The 18,061-nt window shown below is 62.9% G+C and carries 23 protein-coding genes and 1 pseudogene; 16 read left to right on the top strand and 8 right to left on the bottom strand.

All coding sequences use genetic code 11. The annotated features are described in order from the left end of the window. The 3 genes from AC0Z36_RS15160 to AC0Z36_RS15150 all read right to left on the bottom strand — a co-directional run. On the bottom strand, positions 1 to 192 hold a 192-nt coding region (locus tag AC0Z36_RS15160), incomplete at its 3' end, for a transposase (protein ID WP_485463388.1). A 194-nt stretch (positions 193 to 386) separates the two neighbouring features. Continuing rightward, positions 387 to 851 (bottom strand): hypothetical protein, encoded by a 465-nt coding sequence (locus AC0Z36_RS15155; RefSeq protein ID WP_485463387.1) that lies wholly within the window; start codon positions 849 to 851, stop codon positions 387 to 389. After that, entirely contained in the window at positions 848 to 1,333 is a 486-nt protein-coding gene (locus AC0Z36_RS15150) for an RNA polymerase sigma factor (RefSeq protein ID WP_485463386.1), read from the bottom strand. The genes AC0Z36_RS15155 and AC0Z36_RS15150 overlap by 4 nt, the downstream gene beginning before the upstream one ends. A gap of 222 nt (positions 1,334 to 1,555) precedes the next feature. Between AC0Z36_RS15150 and AC0Z36_RS15145 the strand changes: the two genes are divergently transcribed. From AC0Z36_RS15145 to AC0Z36_RS15130, 4 genes are all read left to right on the top strand, one after another. Beyond that, entirely contained in the window at positions 1,556 to 2,035 is a 480-nt protein-coding gene (locus AC0Z36_RS15145; RefSeq protein WP_485463385.1) for a DUF3995 domain-containing protein, read from the top strand. Positions 2,036 to 2,106: 71 nt separating this feature from the next. Next, positions 2,107 to 2,739 carry a hypothetical protein gene (locus AC0Z36_RS15140; protein ID WP_485463384.1) on the top strand — a complete coding sequence of 211 codons (633 nt, stop codon included), beginning with the start codon at positions 2,107 to 2,109 and terminating at the stop codon, positions 2,737 to 2,739. Between the two features lie 52 nt (positions 2,740 to 2,791). Then, positions 2,792 to 3,334, top strand: a complete 543-nt coding sequence (locus AC0Z36_RS15135; protein ID WP_485463383.1) for a hypothetical protein — start codon at positions 2,792 to 2,794, stop codon at positions 3,332 to 3,334. A gap of 44 nt (positions 3,335 to 3,378) precedes the next feature. Next, entirely contained in the window at positions 3,379 to 4,524 is a 1,146-nt protein-coding gene (locus tag AC0Z36_RS15130; RefSeq protein ID WP_485463382.1) for a CapA family protein, read from the top strand. Between the two features lie 179 nt (positions 4,525 to 4,703). Here AC0Z36_RS15130 and AC0Z36_RS15125 read toward each other — a convergent pair whose 3' ends face one another. The 5 genes from AC0Z36_RS15125 to AC0Z36_RS15105 all read right to left on the bottom strand — a co-directional run bounded on the left by AC0Z36_RS15125 (position 4,704) and on the right by AC0Z36_RS15105 (position 8,024). Next, on the bottom strand, positions 4,704 to 5,012 hold the full coding sequence (locus tag AC0Z36_RS15125) for a nuclear transport factor 2 family protein (RefSeq protein WP_485463381.1): 309 nt from the start codon (positions 5,010 to 5,012) through the stop codon (positions 4,704 to 4,706). A 655-nt stretch (positions 5,013 to 5,667) separates the two neighbouring features. After that, positions 5,668 to 6,051: a hypothetical protein gene (locus AC0Z36_RS15120; RefSeq protein ID WP_485463380.1), complete on the bottom strand. Its 384-nt coding sequence runs from the start codon at positions 6,049 to 6,051 to the stop codon at positions 5,668 to 5,670. Between the two features lie 385 nt (positions 6,052 to 6,436). Continuing rightward, positions 6,437 to 6,814, bottom strand: coding sequence for a hypothetical protein (locus tag AC0Z36_RS15115; RefSeq protein WP_485463379.1), 378 nt, complete (start codon positions 6,812 to 6,814; stop codon positions 6,437 to 6,439). Positions 6,815 to 7,111: 297 nt separating this feature from the next. Beyond that, entirely contained in the window at positions 7,112 to 7,435 is a 324-nt protein-coding gene (locus AC0Z36_RS15110) for a hypothetical protein (protein ID WP_485463378.1), read from the bottom strand. A 148-nt stretch (positions 7,436 to 7,583) separates the two neighbouring features. After that, positions 7,584 to 8,024 carry an ATP-binding protein gene (locus AC0Z36_RS15105; RefSeq protein ID WP_485463377.1) on the bottom strand — a complete coding sequence of 147 codons (441 nt, stop codon included), beginning with the start codon at positions 8,022 to 8,024 and terminating at the stop codon, positions 7,584 to 7,586. Between the two features lie 161 nt (positions 8,025 to 8,185). Here AC0Z36_RS15105 and AC0Z36_RS15100 point away from each other — a divergent pair, with 161 nt between their 5' ends. From AC0Z36_RS15100 to AC0Z36_RS15045, 12 genes and pseudogenes are all read left to right on the top strand, one after another. Then, complete coding sequence (locus AC0Z36_RS15100; protein ID WP_485463376.1) at positions 8,186 to 9,082, top strand: helix-turn-helix domain-containing protein; 897 nt, start codon at positions 8,186 to 8,188, stop codon at positions 9,080 to 9,082. Further along, positions 9,079 to 9,276 (top strand): DUF397 domain-containing protein, encoded by a 198-nt coding sequence (locus AC0Z36_RS15095; RefSeq protein ID WP_485463375.1) that lies wholly within the window; start codon positions 9,079 to 9,081, stop codon positions 9,274 to 9,276. Before AC0Z36_RS15100 ends, AC0Z36_RS15095 begins: the two co-directional genes overlap by 4 nt. Before the next feature lie 703 nt (positions 9,277 to 9,979). Then, positions 9,980 to 10,264, top strand: a complete 285-nt coding sequence (locus AC0Z36_RS15090) for a hypothetical protein (protein WP_485463374.1) — start codon at positions 9,980 to 9,982, stop codon at positions 10,262 to 10,264. A 32-nt stretch (positions 10,265 to 10,296) separates the two neighbouring features. Then, positions 10,297 to 11,058, top strand: coding sequence for a PD-(D/E)XK nuclease family protein (locus tag AC0Z36_RS15085; protein WP_485463373.1), 762 nt, complete (start codon positions 10,297 to 10,299; stop codon positions 11,056 to 11,058). Between the two features lie 147 nt (positions 11,059 to 11,205). Further along, positions 11,206 to 11,604: a hypothetical protein gene (locus AC0Z36_RS15080; RefSeq protein ID WP_485463372.1), complete on the top strand. Its 399-nt coding sequence runs from the start codon at positions 11,206 to 11,208 to the stop codon at positions 11,602 to 11,604. Positions 11,605 to 11,775: 171 nt separating this feature from the next. Continuing rightward, positions 11,776 to 12,504, top strand: coding sequence for an AAA family ATPase (locus tag AC0Z36_RS15075; protein ID WP_485463371.1), 729 nt, complete (start codon positions 11,776 to 11,778; stop codon positions 12,502 to 12,504). A gap of 105 nt (positions 12,505 to 12,609) precedes the next feature. Continuing rightward, on the top strand, positions 12,610 to 13,005 hold the full coding sequence (locus AC0Z36_RS15070; RefSeq protein WP_485463370.1) for a hypothetical protein: 396 nt from the start codon (positions 12,610 to 12,612) through the stop codon (positions 13,003 to 13,005). After that, positions 12,974 to 13,162: pseudogene (locus tag AC0Z36_RS15065) on the top strand (CHC2 zinc finger domain-containing protein); the annotation flags it as partial. The gene AC0Z36_RS15070 and the pseudogene AC0Z36_RS15065, both read left to right, overlap by 32 nt. 28 nt (positions 13,163 to 13,190) lie before the next feature. Next, entirely contained in the window at positions 13,191 to 13,850 is a 660-nt protein-coding gene (locus AC0Z36_RS15060) for a toprim domain-containing protein (RefSeq protein ID WP_485463369.1), read from the top strand. Next, positions 13,850 to 14,314, top strand: a complete 465-nt coding sequence (locus AC0Z36_RS15055; protein ID WP_485463368.1) for a hypothetical protein — start codon at positions 13,850 to 13,852, stop codon at positions 14,312 to 14,314. The genes AC0Z36_RS15060 and AC0Z36_RS15055 overlap by 1 nt, the downstream gene beginning before the upstream one ends. Beyond that, positions 14,314 to 15,093, top strand: coding sequence for a metallophosphoesterase (locus AC0Z36_RS15050; RefSeq protein WP_485463367.1), 780 nt, complete (start codon positions 14,314 to 14,316; stop codon positions 15,091 to 15,093). Before AC0Z36_RS15055 ends, AC0Z36_RS15050 begins: the two co-directional genes overlap by 1 nt. Next, the gene (locus tag AC0Z36_RS15045) at positions 15,063 to 15,677 is read left to right on the top strand and encodes a hypothetical protein (protein WP_485463366.1); all 615 of its coding nucleotides are present in this window, start codon (positions 15,063 to 15,065) and stop codon (positions 15,675 to 15,677) included. Before AC0Z36_RS15050 ends, AC0Z36_RS15045 begins: the two co-directional genes overlap by 31 nt. The last annotated feature ends 2,384 nt before the right edge of the window (positions 15,678 to 18,061 follow it).

Here is an 18,061-nt window from a genome sequence, read left to right as displayed (position 1 = left end):
CCGGAAGCGGTCGTAGGCACTCTGCCAGGGCCCGAACTCGTCCGGCAGGTCACGCCAGGGACTGCCGGTACGCAAGCGCCACATCGCGGCGTTGACGTATTTCCGCAGGTCGGGGATGGGGCCGACCGCGGCGATCGGGAGGTGGGGCTCGATCAGGGACCACTGCTCGTCGGTGAGATCGCCTCGCGCCATGACCAATTACCTATCAAAGCCGGCGCACCGCGCGCAGGCGATCTCACGAACTCATGATCTGCACTCCAGACAGGACCGAGGACTGGCGTTCTTTCGCCCGGCTGACAAAGAGGACCCGACCGCAACCGCGGCCGGGTCCTCTTTTGTTGAGTCCGCTGTTGTTGAGTCTTCTTTGTCGGGTTCCTCTTTGTGGTTCAGAGCAGTTGGTCGGTGAATCGCTTGAGGGCCCTGGCACCCGACTTCTCCGTCAGTGGGTGCAGCGCGCGGTCGAGCAGCCGGATCCCGGGAACCCGCAGTCCACCGAAGAAGGCGAACCGCGTCGCGTCACCCTCGGGCACGGCAGCCATGCCGCCGATGAGGAACCGGCTCTGCATGAGACACCAGCCGGGCCGCAGCTCGATGTCGAAGCGCGCCCGCAGGCCCAGTGGGCTGCGCGCCCGGCCTTCGAGCTGTCCGCCGGATCCCGCTGTCACGGCGAAGCTCCTGACGTCGGTGATGAGCCTGGGCAACTGGCCTTCGAGGTCTGCGGCGAGCGCCCAGACCTGCTCGAAGGGCGCGGCGATGAGGTGGTCCGCATAGCTCGTGCCCGGGGTGCTGCGGGCGATGACCCGCAGCTTCCGGACATCGTCGAGGCCGGCCACCGGCCAAGAGCCGTTCAATGTCCCCACGCCTTCCGGAAGCTGCGGCGGGCCCGGAACAGCCGGGTCCGGACGGTCGATTCGGGCACGCCGAGCAGTGCGCTGACGGCATGCTCGTCCAGCCCCTCAAGGTCCCGCAGGACCAGGACGGCGCGGTGCGCGGGCGACAGTCGCTCCAGGACATCGCGCACATCAGCGGCGAGTTCCGGATCGTCCCGCGTGGGCACGTCGTCGAGCGGGTCGGGGACGGTCCGGTCCGCCGCGCGGGCGATCCGGACCGCCTCGCGTACGGCGATCACCCGCGCCCAGCCGAACAGGGCCGCGGGCTCCCGCAGTTGGTCGATCTTACGGATGATCAGAATCAGCGCCTCCTGGGTGGCGTCCGGCCCGTCCTGGAGCGCGATCGGGCCGCGCAGTCGCCCGACGTAGGGGGTCAGCAGGTCCAGGAGTCTCCCGGTGGCCATCCGGTCGCCGCGCTGGGCGGACCGGACGAGCGCAGCCAACCGCGCTGCCTCCAGTCGTGTATCCGGGTCCGTCACTTCCACCGCCTTCTTGACGAAGTGTCAGGAGGGTAGAGGCCGTCGGGCACCGGAACATTCCTGTGCTCCGCGTCACATCGCGCCCTGTTGGTGTGCGCCTCCGTGACTGCCGTCACAGGGAATGTTCCACCACTGCGGTCCCTCTTTTCCGGTGAGAGCACTTCACCTCCACAGAAGGCGGCAGCTGTGAACGAGCGGACACGAGTACGGGCCGGGGTCGCGGTGGCGACCGTGCTGGCGGCGGACGCGATGGTCCACGTGTACTGGATGACCGGAGCCACCTGGCCGGCGGCGGATTCCGCGTCGCTGTCCCGGGCCGTCCTCAATATGGAAGTGCCCTTCACCCCGGCGGGCCTGATCGCGCCGCTCACACTGCTGGCCGTCGGCTCCGCGCTGGTGCTGGTGCGGATCGACCGGGCCGGGACTCCCGGCCGCCGACTGCCCGAACGCGTCAAGAAGCTGGGCGCCCGCGCGGTGGCCGCCGGACTGCTGGCCCGCGGTGTCGCGGGCCTGGTCTGGTCGGCGGGCATCGGCGCGGACCCCGACGAACCCTTCTACTGGCTCAACCTCGGGGTCTACACGCCGGTGTGCCTGGCGCTGTGCGGCGCGGCCGTCATCGCGGCCGGACACCGCGGTGGAGTCCTCCGTACAACCGCGTCTCAATAGCGACCTAAGAGATCCTCATCGGCGGATTACCACTCTGTTATCCAGAGTGACAGGCTGTCAGCATGGTCGGGATGACAGGAATCCAGGCGAAGAGGCTCCTCGGCGACGTCGCGCTGCCGGTGCTGTGCACCGCGCCGGCAGCGCTTTCGTACGCCGGACTGGCCGGGCGCACCCCGCCCCTGTGGACGCTGGCCGCCGGAGTCGCCGGCGTCGGCCTGCTGGTCTTCCTCACCCGGGGCCTTGAGCGGTCCTGGCCGGTTGTGGTCGGCGCGATGGTCGCCGCACTCGTCTTCCTGCACACGATGTTCGCCGCAGCGGCACCGACGTCTGCCGCTGCGGGGGAACCCACCGGGACGGACTTCACCGGCCTCACCGTCACCGAGCAGTGGGTCAAACTGCTGCTCTGCTCCGACCAGGCCGAACACAAGCTCCCGCCGGGTGCCACGGCGGTGAGCATCCTGACCACCGCCGGGTTCGACCCGGCCTGGGCGCCGTACGCCCCCTGGCAGGTCGGCATGGCCGCACCGCCCACCGCGGCGCAGCGGCGGCAGATGGCAGTCCGGCCCGCCGACGACCTGTGGCACGACCTCGGCCTGGGGGCCGGGCGACTGCCGCTGGTCGGCGCGTACGCCCTGATCGTCGTCGGCGGAGTTCTGGTCCTGCGGACGCGCGGAGAAACGACAGATGTGCTTTCGGCCGCCTGAGTAAGGCATCGTTGCCCCGACACCAACCACATGTGAAGGGCTCAGTACATCTATGAACACTGTCCGGGACGGCCTCGACGCGGTACGCGGCGAACTTGCACGCCTTGACCGTCCGGTCGCCGGACTGCTCAACCCGGGGCTGGACGCCGACACCGTGCGCAAGCGCCTCGGCGACGACGTCCCCGACGACCTGGTCGAGTGGTTCGGCTGGGCGGACGGCGTCCGCGAGGAGCCGGACCAACTGGTCGACGAAGCCGCGTTCATCCCCGGCTACGTCCTGCTCGGGCTGAGCGAGGCGCTGGAGTTCAAAGCCGAGGTCGGGCTCGAAGGCGAGGAGAACGTGCGCTGGCTGCCGCTCCTGGTCTCGCCCGGCGCGGACTTCTACGCGGCGCTGTGGACCACGGACGAGCCGGTGCAGGCCGCCAGCTACGTGCAGGGCGCCGAGGAGGCGACCGTCTACACGAGCCTGCCTTTGCTGCTGCGCACCTTCACCGAGAGTTTCCGTACGGGCGCCTTCGACGTCGATGACGAGGGTTTCCTGGAAATGGACCCCGAGCTGAGCGACCGGGTGTATGAGGCCATCAACGGCCAGTAAGGCCGCACTGAAGTGGCACAACCCGGCGCGGGTTACCTTATGCCGTGCCCATATCTTCCAGACGCCGCCGTACGGTGCTCTCCACCGCCGCCGTGGCCGCGCTGTCCGTGCTCGCCGTCGGGTGCGGCCTCCTCGGCTCCGACGACCCCGAGGTGCAGTCCGTCAACGCCACGCCCCGTCCGCCGGACACCGCCGGGACCCCCGGTGAGGTGTCCGCGCCGCCCTCCGTGGCACCGCAGACGGGGTCCACCGGCACGGTCACCATCGCGCTGGCCGGGGATGTGCACTTCCACGAGCGCACCGCGCCGCGGCTGACCGGGGCCGGTGCCGAAGGCCCGCTCGGGCCGATCGCCAAGACACTGGCCGCCGCGGACATCGCGATGGTCAACCTGGAGACCGCGATAACCGAACGCGGTACGGGTGAGGCCAAGCCGTACAAGTTCCGCACCCCGGCCAAGACCCTGGACGTCCTCAAGGACACCGGGATCGACTTGGTCGGCCTGGCCAACAACCACGCCGCAGACTTCGGCCCCGTCGGCGTGCAGGACACCCTCGCGGCGATCAAGAACCCGCCGATCCCGGCGGTCGGCTTCGGCGCGGATGCGAACGCCGCGTACAAGCCGGTCATCAAAGAGGCCAACGGGGTCAAGATCGCCTTCCTGGCCGCGAGCCAGGTGCAGGACATCACCTCGCAGAAGTACGCGGCGGCCCCCGGGAAAGCCGGCATCGCCACCGCGCTGAAAGCCGACCTCCTCGTGAAGGCGGTCAAGGACGTCAAGCCGCAGGTCGACGCCGTGGTGGTCTTCATGCACTGGGGCATCGAGGGCGACAAGTGCCCCAGCGGCGACCAGAAGGGCCTGGCCAAGAAGCTCGCGGACGCTGGCGCGGCAGCTGTCGTCGGCACCCACGCGCACGTGATGCAGGGCGCCGGGATGATGGGCGACACCTACGTGGGCTACGGCTTCGGAAACTTCCTCTGGTACGGGACCTCGCCGTACCCGAACTCGAACGACACCGGGGTCACCACCCTGACGCTGACCGCCGGCAAGGTGGTCAAGGAGCAGTTCACCCCGGCGTTCATCGACAAGCGCGGCGTGCCGGTGCCGGCCACAGGCGCGGAGGCGAAGCGGATCACCGACCGGCGGGCCACTCTGCGGCCGTGCACGGGGTTGACGGCGCCGACGCCGTGATCGGGTGCCCGGGGTCGGCTTCCTGAGCTGATGCCCCGCGCCGGAGCCGTGCGCGGACGCCCGGGGCCGGCTTCCTGATCCAGTGACGGATGATCCCGATGGCCGCGATCATCCGTCACCGGATCACCATCGCCGCCTACGTTCTTGGGCCTGGTCCGGTGGGAGACCCAGAACAGGCCCTAGAACGCAGGCGTAGCGGGCGCGACGTACATGTAGGACTTCTCCTCCACCCGCTCCGCGATCCGCCACCCGTCCGCCGACCGGCGGAAGGTGTCGAGGTACCAGAGCCCGCAGAACAGCACCTTCTGCGTGCCGTCCTCGTCCGGGATCACCATCGGGTTGTGGCACATGGTGCGGCCCGTGGCGGTATCCCCGGCCACGGTGACCGACGAGTTGGCGATCAGGTGCTGGAACGTTTGACAGTCTTCGTAGCACCCAAGGTCTAGGCGGTCAAACGCGCTGGTCAACGCCTCGGCCTTGTCGGGCAATGGAGTCCGGTCCGGTTCGGTTCGGGATACCGTGCTGACTTCGTGCTGACTTTACGGGACGCCAGCTGAGGGCACAGGGCGACAGAAGCCCCCGGGCAACCGGGGGCTTTCTGCTGTCCAGACGTAGCGAGCAAGGGGGCCCGTCCGCCGCAGGGCCGTCCCTCTGCCGCTCCCAGGAGCCGCCGCTGGCCGCAAGGGCGCGGGTGCTCCTGGGAGCCGCCTCGTGACCGGCGAGAGCTTGTCAGTAGTCATCTTGGATCTCGGCCTCTCTCATCAGCAGGTATACGGGTATAGGGCGTATGACAGCGCATGGCCGCAGGAGCTTGATACGGCCCTGATGGAGGGGCGCGCCCCCAACGTGAGGCATGGTACGAGCGGCGTGCGGGCCACTGCGCCTGCCCAGAGTGCCGAGAGGCAAAACGCCGGTCGTACTATCCATGGCGTCGCCAGTCCGGCCGGACGGGGTGCTGATAGGTTCTTGCGCGCACTTCTGACATTGTCGGCCGGTGGTGCTAGTGTCAGAGACGTCGGGAGCCTTCAGCTGCCGACTCTCATCGCCCCTCCGAGGGGCGCACTACCCGCCCTGCGCGAACAGGGGCGTATAGCACCATCGGCCCCGCGCATGCGGGGATGGTCCGTGGCTGTGTTTTCATGATCAGCCGGGTAGCACCATCGGCCCCGCGCATGCGGGGATGGTCAAAAAGGAAGGGCCCGGGGCGTAAGCCCCGGGCCCTTCCTTTTGTGCCGCTCGGCGACCAACTCGGGGGGCACGTGTACGCCGGAGGGTGGAGTCCGACGCGCCGGAGCCGAACAACCCGCGTTGGTGCAGGGCCAGTTGCTCGGCCTCGGACAGGTTCGTCCCGCCCAGGACGATCGCTATGGCGAGGTGGACCAGGACTTCGGCGCGGTCCCGCCACCGGTGTCCCGTCCCGACCGGCAGCGCTTTGGCCAGCTCGGCGATCAGACCGGTGCGGTCCGCACACAGGCGTAGGAGTGCCGCTCCGGCGTAGCCGATCAGGCCCTTCGCGTCGGAGGTCACAGACAGCCGCGCGTCCCACGTTGTAGATTTCACCCTGAAGGTGCCCCCGGTTCCTGCTGAATGCTTTCTCGACAATCGCATCCTGGCAGGTCAGGGGCACCTTTTCAGTTCAACTTGACGGTTGGTCAACTTCCGTTGAATAGGCGAGGCCGATGACGGAATCAGTCGGCAGTGATCAGGCGTACAGAGAACCCCGGCGCGGGCCGGGACGATCGGTTCATGCATCCCTGTGCGTGGAGCACCCCCGCAGTGATGGTCGGGGACGACGCCTGATAGATAGTTAGATTATGATTACAATGTGCGACTGTCAAGTAGTACGGACCCAGGAATTCCAGCACGTTTGAGGTTGTCTCCGGCGGGCGAAGATCGCTCAAACGTGCGGCGATCACGAGTGGGACTTCAGCCCAGTTCCCGGGTCATAGGTGCACCCCTTGTCGCCCAGGTGTGCGCGACCGTCCTCGTCTGGCAAGAGAAACGCTCGCGCTTTGGTCAGCGCAGGACAGTCCCTCCAGGCTGAAGGCCGGAGCTCCACTTCCCGGTAAGCAGCCGAAGCCCCCACCGGCAGCCGTACCGACTGATCCAGGATCACCTCGGCGAGCTCGTCGTCCGGCACCTCAGAAAGTGTCACCGTCCGACGCTCGTTCGCCGGACCGGAGACCGTCCGCACCACGTCAGGATCCGCGGTCCGTCGCAAGAGGACGACCTCGACGGTCGGTTCGCCGTCCCGTACTTGGGACTGGACGGTCGGATCGTCCTCGTCCACACCGTTCCTGCTGTTCCGGTGGAGCGCGCCTTCTTGGCGATTCGTACATCGGAAGCGCGCCGGGCGCCGGCCAAGGCGGACTGCCAGTCCGCCGGGCTGCGCTTGGGTTCGCCCCTAAAGCGTCGAAGCGGTTCCATTACAGCCACCACCTGACGAATCGGATTTCGGGCAGCCACACGCTCGCTGCTGCGATCATCCACAGCACCGCCAGGCTAGCGACGCCACCGGCACACACATCCAGGACGTCACTTATGAAGCAGCCCGGCAGGCGTGGTGCTCTGCGGTCCTGCCGGTGCCTCATGCAGCCGACCCCCATCCGAGAGCCCTGCGGGCGCCAGGGTGTGTGCGGATGACCGGCCGTGCCATGTCCTCACGGAGTGCGCGCTGCGCGTCCAGCGGCAGCAGCTCATACAGCTGCTGCACGATTGCGAGCGCCTGGGAGAGGCTGTACGCCTCCATCCGCCATACCGGCGACACCATGCCGCTGCGACTGTCTGACATTGTCGGCCCAGAGCCGATCAGGTAGGGGCGCCCCGCGTTCCCCGCGTCGTACTCGACCGGCGGGCGCGGGACGTGGGTGGTGCGTAACGCACTGCTGTACGGCAGTGCCTGGCTCGTCATGAGATGCCCCCCGAGGGCGTGGAGTCGTGATCGTTTAAGGTGGTGGGGGCCCTCCCCGTTTCAGCCGGGGAGGGCCTTCCCGATGACACATGACGCCTGCTCTTCCACCCCAGCGCTAGGGCAGTGGCTTTGGGTCGTCGGGACGTGCTTACCGGATTTTCATTTCGACATACACTCGCTTACCGCCCACGATGGGGACCCATCCGAAGGCGTCGGCAAGTGTTTTGATCACGTGTAGGCCCCGCGACCCCTCGTAGAGGTCATTGGGTGGCTTGAGGACGGGCATGACGGGGCTGCCGTCGCACACGTCGATGCACAGGCGCTGCTGCGGCCAGCTGATCAAAATGCGCACAGTAGTCGCAGTTTTTGCGTGCACTATGGCGTTGGTCAGCAGTTCGGAGACCAGGAGTTCCGCCGTGTCGGCGACGTTTTCTGACAGTCCCGCGACGCCGCATGTCGCCCGGGTGAGGCTGCGTACGGCGGGCACGTACTCGCGGCGGGGATCGACCGTGATCGTGGCTATGCGCTCAGCCGCTGATGCCCACGCCTCGCCGCACGGGGCGTGATCTGGTGTGATCGGTCCGGACATGGCTCTCCCTGATGTGGGGCTGCATGTCGCTCCGCGCAGAGTATGTGACGGCGCGGAGCGGCGGTGGCTGGGAGTAGCATTGCAGTTCCATGCGGTTCCATGCAACTGTTCTGGGAAATCTGTTAGAAAGCCACTGCCTACACGCACCCGGAGGGCATACCGTGAGTACGAGCAGCTCAGCAAGCATGCAGCGCGCCAGCCTTGAGGGGTCGCATATGCCGGTATCGCCCGCCGATAGTCGCCGCAAGCTCGGCGGCGAGCTGCGCTCGCTACGCGTCGGCGCAGGGCTCACCATGCAACAAGTTGCCAGCGCTTTGAGCTGGAGCAAGGCCAAGCAGAGTCGTTTGGAGACAGGATTTAGCGCCCTTAGCCGACACGACCTGAATCGGCTTGCCACTCACTTTGGTCTAGACGAGTCGGCGCGGAGCGCTCTTGAGGCGCGGCTAGAAGAGAGCGCCCCCCAGTGGTGGGATGAGTACTCGGATATTCTGGCCGCTCCGTATTCTGCGCTGATAGCCTTTGAATCTCAGGCAACGGAGATTTTTACTGCAAATTCGAGCATGGTCCCCGGCCTGCTTCAGTCGCGTAATTACGCAGCAGCGATCGTGGGGGCACTAGCCCTCGTTTCTGATCCGTATGATGCTGAAGCGCTCGTGGAAGTGCGCATTAAACGTCAGCGGATTCTTGCGAGCAGTGATCCAGCTCTGTTTTCTGCCGTGGTCAACGCCGCTGCTCTGAGCATTGAAGTCGGCGGAAGAGGGGTCCTTAAAGACCAGCTTGAGCACATGCTAAATCTCTACGACCTCCCTAACGTTAGTATCCGAGTCGTGCCGTACAGCGCCGGGGCAGGCGCCTATACGGGAGGCTTCTCGATTATTGACTTTCCCGGCCCGTACGAAACGAGCGTCGTTTACATTGAGTACGAGGGCGGCAGCCTCCTTAAGGAAGGTGATAGAGATATCCGTAGGTACAAGCGCGGTAAGGACCGCCTGCTTTGCGCGGCACTGTCCTTGGAAGATTCAAAAAAGGCTATTGAGACTAGGTGGAAAGAACTGTGAGCATCGAAGACAACACGTGGCGTACGTCGACGTATTCCGGGTCCGGCGGGGATTGCGTCGAAGCGGCAGCCTTGACTGAGGAGCCCGACCCGGGCGCGCCGATCGGGCTTCGGGATACTAAGTTCCGCAAAAACGGACACTTGGAGTTCACGCCGGCCGCGTTTTCTGCTCTGCTCAAGGAGCTTCAGAGCTAGCGACGCTCGCGCAAGAGGGCCCCGCCGGGCATTCCGGCGGGGCCCTCTTGCGCGCCTGTCCGCGCGCCTGGCCGTCCTCGCGGTTTTGAGGTGTCTGAAAAAATGTTGCATCCGGGCAGGCGCGCTGGAGCCGGGTTGCCCCTGTTCCTCCCAGGAGTGCGGCTCGCTGGGTAGCTCCTGGCGCGCACAGGCGCTGGGCCCGGGGAATGCCTTCCGCAGCGCGCTGCGGTATCCCCGTCCGGGGAGTCGGTGGAACGAGAGCCCCGCCGGGGTCATGACCGGCGGGGCTCTCTGCTGTCCCCGGCCGGTCAGGTGTCTTGAGCCGGTCCGGGATCGGTCCCGACTGTGCCGCTAAATAGCGGGTAGGCCCCTCTGCTGGCAAGTTGCTATTTTCCGCCACGGGGAAAATCCTTAAGGATGATTCGGGCATTAGGAAAGATCTTGGGGCAACTGTCGGATTCTCCGCAGAGCGCTATAAAGAGTCGCGTATCCGGCTATGCATATGGACAAAATGAGCGTAAAGTGCCGACCCGCAGATATTTGACGAGTAGTCAAGCTTAAATCTGCCTTAAGGCTACGTGATTCGACTCACATCATAATGATCGCTTCGGCGGGGTGCTGGTGACAGCGCGTTGGCCTAATGTCATCCCCACACAACCGGAACGGCGGGGGTCGCCCCGGGGTGCTAGCAGTGGGGCGCGCGATGACTACAGCCATGGAAATGAATGCGCAGAAAGAAAAAAACACCGTGCGGACGGTTTACGGGACGATTGATTCGCCCGGCGGTTGCGTTATGGCTACGACGCTTTCCGAGTGCATCGAAATTTGGGTAATTGCTCACAGCGGAACCACACTGGACAACGTCACCGAAATTTTCGGGTACATTCCGTCCGGCGCGGTTCACATCAGCGTAGAGGAGGTAATCGAATTCGCCATACACGACGGCGATTTCGCCACCTTCGACGTTTACCGAGTGCCGCGCCTGTGACAGCCGCTGCGGTTACGCCGGGCCATCGGTCCGTGAGTCAGTATCAAACATTTTCCAGATGCGGAGAGGCGTTCCGCCTATCCAGAGTCGAAAAGGCCCACGGCCGTCCCGCAGCCTGGTTTGCGCAAGGCACGGCGGTACACTCGGCAATTGAGGCCGCCGAAGTCGGCGAGGGCGATCCGTTGGCCATTTTTGCGGATAAGTACGACGAGGAAATCCGTACGGCAACGGAATCAGAACCGGATCTTTCCCGCTGGATGCGAGGCAGCCGGACAAGGACAGAGAAGGACATCAGTAACCGCCGCGCGGCGGGTGCCGGGCAGGTCGCTCAGTACCTAGACCGCATGGGTGACCGAATTGAAAAAGTCTGGCATGCGCCGGACGGAACTCCCGGGATCGAGTACAAATTTCGGGTAGACATCGGCGGCGTGGATGTCATCGGGTTCATAGACCTGATCATGGTTTGGCCGTCCGGAGGCGTCACCGTGAGGGATATCAAAACGGGCGGTAAACCGGACAGTCCGTTTCAGCTAGCCGTTTACGCGCTGGCCTTGCGCGAGCTGTGGGGCGTGCCCGTTTGGTACGGGGATTACTACATGTGCAAAAACGACGCGGGCCCTACAGACTGGTATGACCTGAACGCGTACCCGGACGAATGGATCGAGCAACAATTCGCGGCCATGGATCAGGCAGAGCGGCTAGGGCTCTATACGGCGTCGCCGGGCAAGCACTGCTTCACATGCGGTGTAAAGGATTTTTGTACGGCGGCTAGTATGCCGACAGTGCCGCGCTAGACTGGACAAGCAAAACAACTTCAAACAAACAACTTCATAGGAGTACGAATGTACCCCAATACCAATAGCCCCGTACCCGAATCCCCTTTTAGCCTCAACATACGGCCTGGGGCGGGTGCGGACGGCGCGCAGATTACCATTCGCGGCATGAGCATTGCGGATTGGCTGCCCAATATTGAGGCGTGCGCCGCAGACGCTAATCGCATCGGCTCCGCCGTTTCGATGATGTGCGCGGCCTACATTGTCGGCGCCGAACTCCAGGCCCCGCCTGCCGCCGTTCAGGCCCCCACATATCAGCCGCCTACGGCGGAAACCCTGGTCCAGCCGTACGGCGCCCAGGCCGCCTACCAGCCGCCGACCGCATCTCAGAGCTACGGCCCGCCGCCGCCTTCGCCTGCCGCCGTGCAGCCGACCGGGTCGGCCCCGGCTTGTGTGCACGGCCCGCGAACTTTCCGCCAGGGCAACGGGGCTAAAGGGGCGTGGTCGGGCTGGATGTGCCCGACGCCTAAGGGGACACCGGACCAGTGCGCCGCCGTGTGGAACTAGCGGGGCCTTACATACATACCTAACTGCCAGGGTAGCGGGGGCTTACTTCCTTCCTTCCCGGCCGGACGCGGCGGGCCGTCAAGCCCGCCGCGTCCCCTCCTGGGGGTACATATGCTCACGCTTGTCCAGGGGCTCCGTCAGCGCGGCAGTGCCGGAGACCCTATACCTACCGTGTATAAATCCCTGGCCGCCGCTGGTATTCATATTCGGCGCGGACAGCTTCATCTGATAGCGGCCGGACCCGGTACTGGCAAATCGGCGTTCGCCCTGAATGTTGCGCTAGGCGCAAAAGTCCCCACGTACTATTTCAGTGCTGACAGTGACGCGTTTGTGCAGTACGTACGGGGCGCGGCGATCGTTACCGGATGGTCTACGGCGCAAGTTGAGGACGCTATTACGCGGAAAGAAACCGCAGTCCTTGACGCGGCCTTGGGATACCACTCTCGCATCAGGTTCAATTTCGATGCGTCGCCGACTATGGACACCATAGAATCCGATCTTGCGATATTCGCCTCGATCTACGGCTGGCCCGCTGTAGTCGTAATTGACAACATCACCAACATCACACACCCGACCGGCGGTGAAGGATTTCAGGCGCTGGAAGACATTTGCGCCTACCTTCACGATCTTGCCCGGCATACGGGTGCCGCAATTATTGCCCTCCATCACGTTAAAGGGCCCCACAATGACGGCGATCAGCCGATTCCGCTCTCCGGTATCCGGGGCCAAATCGGTGGCATTCCAGAGGTTGTGCTGACTCTCCACAGGGGTATAAGCGCGCAAATGGATGCGACGCTAAATGTGTCCGCTGTGAAAAACCGGGGATCGAGAGCGGATCCGTCCGGGCATACGTACACGCCGCTTCTGTGGGAGCCGGAATACATGAGGATTACAGGATGAGCATGATGTGGAACGCCGTCCTCCTGGTCGCGTCCGCGACTTTCGGATATCTAGCCTTTCTTGCTCTTGCGGGCTGGGCCCTTCGGCTATGGGTGGAGTATTTCAGTGGTCGATCCGACGATTAGAGCCCGCAACCGCGCTAACAAGCGCAAGGGGTACCAGTGGGAATCGGCAGTTTGCCGTTACATGAATGCCGTCGGGTTTGAATGGAAACGCAACGGACAACGCTTTGGAGGGAATGATATGGGCGACATTGCTACAAACCTGCCATTAGTTGTGCAGTGCAAAGACGTTGAGCGCGTCAGCATTTGGCAGGTCCTTGCCGCCGCCAAGGCTCAGGCCGATAACGCGGACGTCCCAGACTACTGCGCGGTCCTCAAGCGGCGCGGCGCAGGGCCGGGAGAAAGTCTTTGGTGCTTCCCGGGGCATGTAGCCCGGGAAATGATCCGGCACTACTACGGAGCGACCTATGGGCCAGACGGAGAAACCTCCGATAGCTGACGTAATCCGTCACTACCATCCCGATTGGGAATGCGCTGCACGCGGGGGCTGGGAACCGGTCCGGTGCCCGTGGCACGGGGACCGGAGTGCATCCGCATCCGTCAGTACAGATTTCAATTATTTCCAGTGTTTTGGGTGCGACGTTAAGGGGGACTCGTGGGATCTGATTATGCAGGAAGAGCGTTGTGATTTCTCCGGTGCCCGAGAAATCGCGGCTGGATTTCTTGACGGACGCTACGGATCTGTATCACGAGCAGATGCAAAGCAGCCTGGACGGCGCAGAGTATTTGGAGAAAACGCGGGGCCTATCGTGGGACAGCGTTCGATACTTCAAACTGGGAATCGTCGCCGACCCTTTGCCGGGCCATGAGGCGTACAGGGGCCGCATAGCCATCCCGTATATCAACATGACGGGCAGTGTTTCGATTCGGTACCGCTGTATCGAGGTGCACGACCACAAGGCGTATGGGCACGCTAAGTACGGTCGAGAGCCGGGCGACGGAGTCAAATTGTACAACGTCCTCGCCTTCACGGCGGAAACCCTACGCATTGCCGTCTGCGAAGGCGAGATAGACACCATGTCAGCCGTACAGGCCGGTATCCCGGCCGTAGGGGTGGCAGGGGTGCAGAACTGGGCGAAGGAATTCCCTAGAGCCTTCAAAGGCTACGATGAAGTCGTCATCCTGACGGACTCGGACGACGACGGCCAGGGTTCCGAATTTGGCCGCAAACTCGTCGAGCAGATGAACAATGCGAGAGCGATACCGATGCCCGCAGGGCACGATGTCAACTCGTTCACAATTGAATACGGACCGGATGAACTCCGGAAAAAGGCGGGTTTCTAATGAACTTCGACGTTGGTGACCGAGTCCAGCTGACCGCCCCCTACGACCTGGACCCCGTCGGTTCCGTAGGTGTCATTACGACCGTCCGCACGGGGGCTTATAGCTCTTTCCCGTACTCGGTCCGGCTGGAGAGTGCCGCTCCGGACGACTTTGATTTGATCGTCACAGATGACGAAATCGAGCTGGTTCCACCGACGGCCGACGACCCTGCGGAGTTCATAGGCGCCCTGATCGCGAAGCTTTTTGCTGACGTGGTTTTTGGAGCCGATCTTCTTGGCGAAACCGCAAAGCCGGAGCCCGCCCCGGCGGAGCCGGAATACGACTGGCTAGAGCTGAGCGAGGCTATCGCATATTTCACGAACAATCTTAAGAACCTTGCTGCACAGGCAGACAAGACGGCAAAAGCGGGGCTTAAGACCCTGGCCGCCCTGCACGCGTCCGGTCTCGTCAAGGACGTCGAGTAATGCGTCGCATCGCTGTTATCTCAGATACACAGATTCCGTACCATCATCCTGGCGCGGTGAGCGCCCTCCTGGACTATATTCATGACGTCCAGCCGGATGAAGTAATTCATATTGGTGACGTCATGGACTACCCGCAGCCGTCCGTGTGGACGCTGGGAACAAAAGCCCAGTTCGATACGTCCGTCAAAGCGGATTCCGAACGCGGAAAACGCTTTTTTGGAATCCTCCGAGAGGGCTACGACGGGCCGGTAACGGTTCTGGGATCCAATCACGACGAGCGCCCCGCTAAGAAGCTCCAGAAGTCCGCTCCGGAGCTCGCAGAGGACGACAATCCGTTTGCCGTCGCGAATCTTCTGGATTTCAACTCCCACGGTATTGACTTCGTGGCCGACTTTTACGATTTCGCCCCGGGGTGGACGGCAACGCACGGCCATTTGGGTTTCAGTCTCTCTCAGCTCGCAGGGCGCACGGCCCTGAATGGCGCCCTGAAGGTCAACAAGAGCATTGTCATGGGTCACACTCACCGACTGGGACTCGCGCCCCACACGACGGGCTACATGGGTCGCACAAGCACCTTGTACGGCCTTGAAGTCGGCCACCTCATGGACATCCGCAAGGCGTCCTATCTGAAGTCCGGTGCGGCCAACTGGCAAATGGGCTTTGGCGTCTTGTACACCAGCGGCGCGGACGTTACTCCGTACGCGGTGCCGGTCCAGAGCGACGGTTCATTCACGTTCGAGGGGGCGACATGGAACAGTACGGCGCGACACAAGTTCTAGAAACCCCGGACGAGGCGGCGGCCTGGGATCACATCGTGAATGCCGCTACGAAGGCCGCTAAAACTGTTCATCGCGGAGCGTTTGACGTCGACCTGGAGGACATCTACGCGGAGATCATCCTTTTTGCCGTAGGCAATATGGCCTATCTGGAAACGCTGCCAGAGGGGCCGCTAGTAATCGCCCTCAAGCGCGCCGGATGGCGGTACGCGGAAAAAGAACGACAGTACGCAATCGTGAATTCCGGCTGCTACATCTACACGACGCAAATCGTTCGCCGCGTCCTGTCTACCGTGTACTACGCGGCGGAGGCGCGGGCACAGATGCCGCTCCCTGAAAATCAGTACACGGCCGCTGACGCGGCATCCCCGGTCATTGCCATTTGGGACATCGACCAGGCAATGGAGCGCATCGGACAGGCCCACGTTTCAGTGATTGAACGCAAATACCTTCTCGGCAAGGACATGAGGGACAGTTCTAACCGCCGCCGACTGTCGCGGGCGATTGAAAAGCTCACATGGGCGTTGAACTACAAAAACTCTGACCGTCACAGGGAAGCAGAGCGGGACCGTGGACACAACTGCTAATTCGAAGGGGTAATTCTTAGGGGGCAGGCGCGTAATCTTATTCATACAAGCCGGGGCGGGTGCAATTAAGACCCCGCCCCGGCCTGCCGCAAGGAGAACGCCGATATGGGCGAGCACACAGAGGTGTTCAAGTCGTGACGCACATATGCAGCAACTGCGCGATAACGCTAACGAGCGAGTGGTACGACATGGATGAAGACCTTGGCAGCGCCGGGCTTTTGTGCCCGGCGTGCTACCGGGCGGGCTATATGCCGACCGATCAGGCCGGCGGGGAAGACCAAGATTGGGCAGGACGACTGTGAATGACACCCTCGAAGAGGATACCGATATCCCCGTACCGACAGTCATCTACTACGTAGACAGGCAAGGCCGGACCGGCTTGCCGGAAGCAAAGTATCGCGCGGCAAAACAGGGAATTTCTGTGGTGGTCGTAACGTCCCCTGATACCGGTACGGCGGCCCCGTGACAGTCGTCCGGCACCGAAAGGTCTCAGGCAAGCACGGGGCGCCCCAAGGCCGTAGTCACGGCCTTGGGGCCGTCATTGTCGGAGTCATTCTCTCTATTGCCCTAGCGCCCACGATGCACCCCGAGCACCCGTACGCGGATCGGGAGACGGTACGCGATGGCGGAGAGTAAAAAACACTGCCCGTGTGGCGCTGGCCGTACGACGAGTGCGATTGCACCGACGACCAGGACGACGAGGAATGAGAAAGGCCCCCGCCTTCCGGCGGGGGCCTTTCTCATCGCACAGTGGTACCACTCCGGGTACCCGTAATACCCCGCGATGAAGGCTGCTTTTTGCAAATCGTTCAGGCCATGCGGAAGCTTGTCACCTCCCTCTCCTAGTCAAAAGATGTTTCCGACGGACCGACGGGAGCGTCGTAGGATTCGAACCCTCTTAACATTGCGTCTCTTTCGGATTCAGTAGTGGCAGCACGCAAGGGCCCCGAATGAGCCGTGATTCTCCACCCTGACGATTAGACCCAAATAGCTTTGCCGGCGCGGGCGTTAGGCCCCTAATGATTAACTAATGCTAATGCCTCTAACCCGTACGCATTAGAAGAAAGGCGCTCCCTGCGGGTTCTCTATGTAAGTAAGGGGTAAGTACCCCCGGGGGGTATAGGTGTTTAGGCATTAGGGGATTGGGTGCTTACTTAGTTAACGGTTGGGGAGGGTAGCGGGGGTCTGCAACTGAAGCGTTGCCTGATATGCGGTATATGGAAAACCTATCAGGTGGTCAAATGTGGACAGACATATTGGGACAGTAGGCAAAGATAAGGCAAAGGAAAGAGCCCTTCCGGGAGGTCGGAGTGCGGCTACTTTCCGTTAGTCAGGTTTCGGGCATACGGCGCATTGTGCGCGATATCCACCCTTCCCTAACTAAGTAAGTTTACAGAAGGTCACGGCCACGCCTGGACCACTCCATATAGACATGCGTGTCGATCCGAACTTACTTAGTTATTGAGTCCTGGACTTTCGTTCTCTCGTAGGGCAGTGTCTGGGTTGTCGCCACCAAGGGGCAGCGCGAAACCGCCAAACGGGCCGGATGAAACCGGACGGGAGGAACGGTCCGCAGCTTGATAACTCCACAGCGACGTACTCAGAACGCGGCGAAACCGCTCCGGTGGCACGGAGCGGACGTTACGGACTGGCTCCCCGGATGGCGCATCGCGCCCCTACGCCGAAACTCCAATCATTTAACAGCCCCCATCGACGTACCGTCGAAAGCGCGGGTTATGTGGAGTAGCGAGAAATTCGGGTTAAGACACCGGCCGTAACGTGAACCGCGAGACTGGCCAACACTTTGCCTGCCAGTAGGACATTCACCAGAGCTTGACGGAACCCCTAGCGGCCCTCATCGCGGCCGGTAGGGGTTGCTGCGGACTCTGGTCCGCTAGCGGCCGGTTAGGCCGCTAGAACGCCACACGGGAGGTTCTGGCATGAGTGTCAGTTTCATCAAGTCACACTCGCGGCGGGGAACGATCACTGTCGGGAACTCTCGGGTAAACCGGTTCGTGCGGATTACCGAGGGTTACCGGGGAGATGTTCAAATCCTAGTAATCGGAATGGATGGTTGGATGACCGAATTCCCGGCTCCCGGGTGCACCTTGGCCGACGCGATGCGGTTGGCGCTGCGGCGGTTTGAGTACTTCACCACATCGTGGGTTTGGTACTGCTCCGAAAATATGCACTGCGAGATTCACCCTCACGTCACAAGCAAGTGACGCGGTACCAATCACAACAAGGAGGCAAGTCGGTATGTCTGTAAGTCTGGTTAAGCACGACATGCGGTACATGATCATTACCGGTGGCTCTACCGTCATCAAGTCGGTAGTGATCCAACCGGGCGCAGGTGGGCCGATGCTGTTGACAATTCGCAGGAA

The sequence above is a fragment of the Kitasatospora sp. UYEF31 genome (assembly GCF_057291755.1).
The sequence above is the reverse complement of the archived record's forward strand: the minus strand, read 5'-3'. Positions and strand labels throughout refer to the sequence as shown.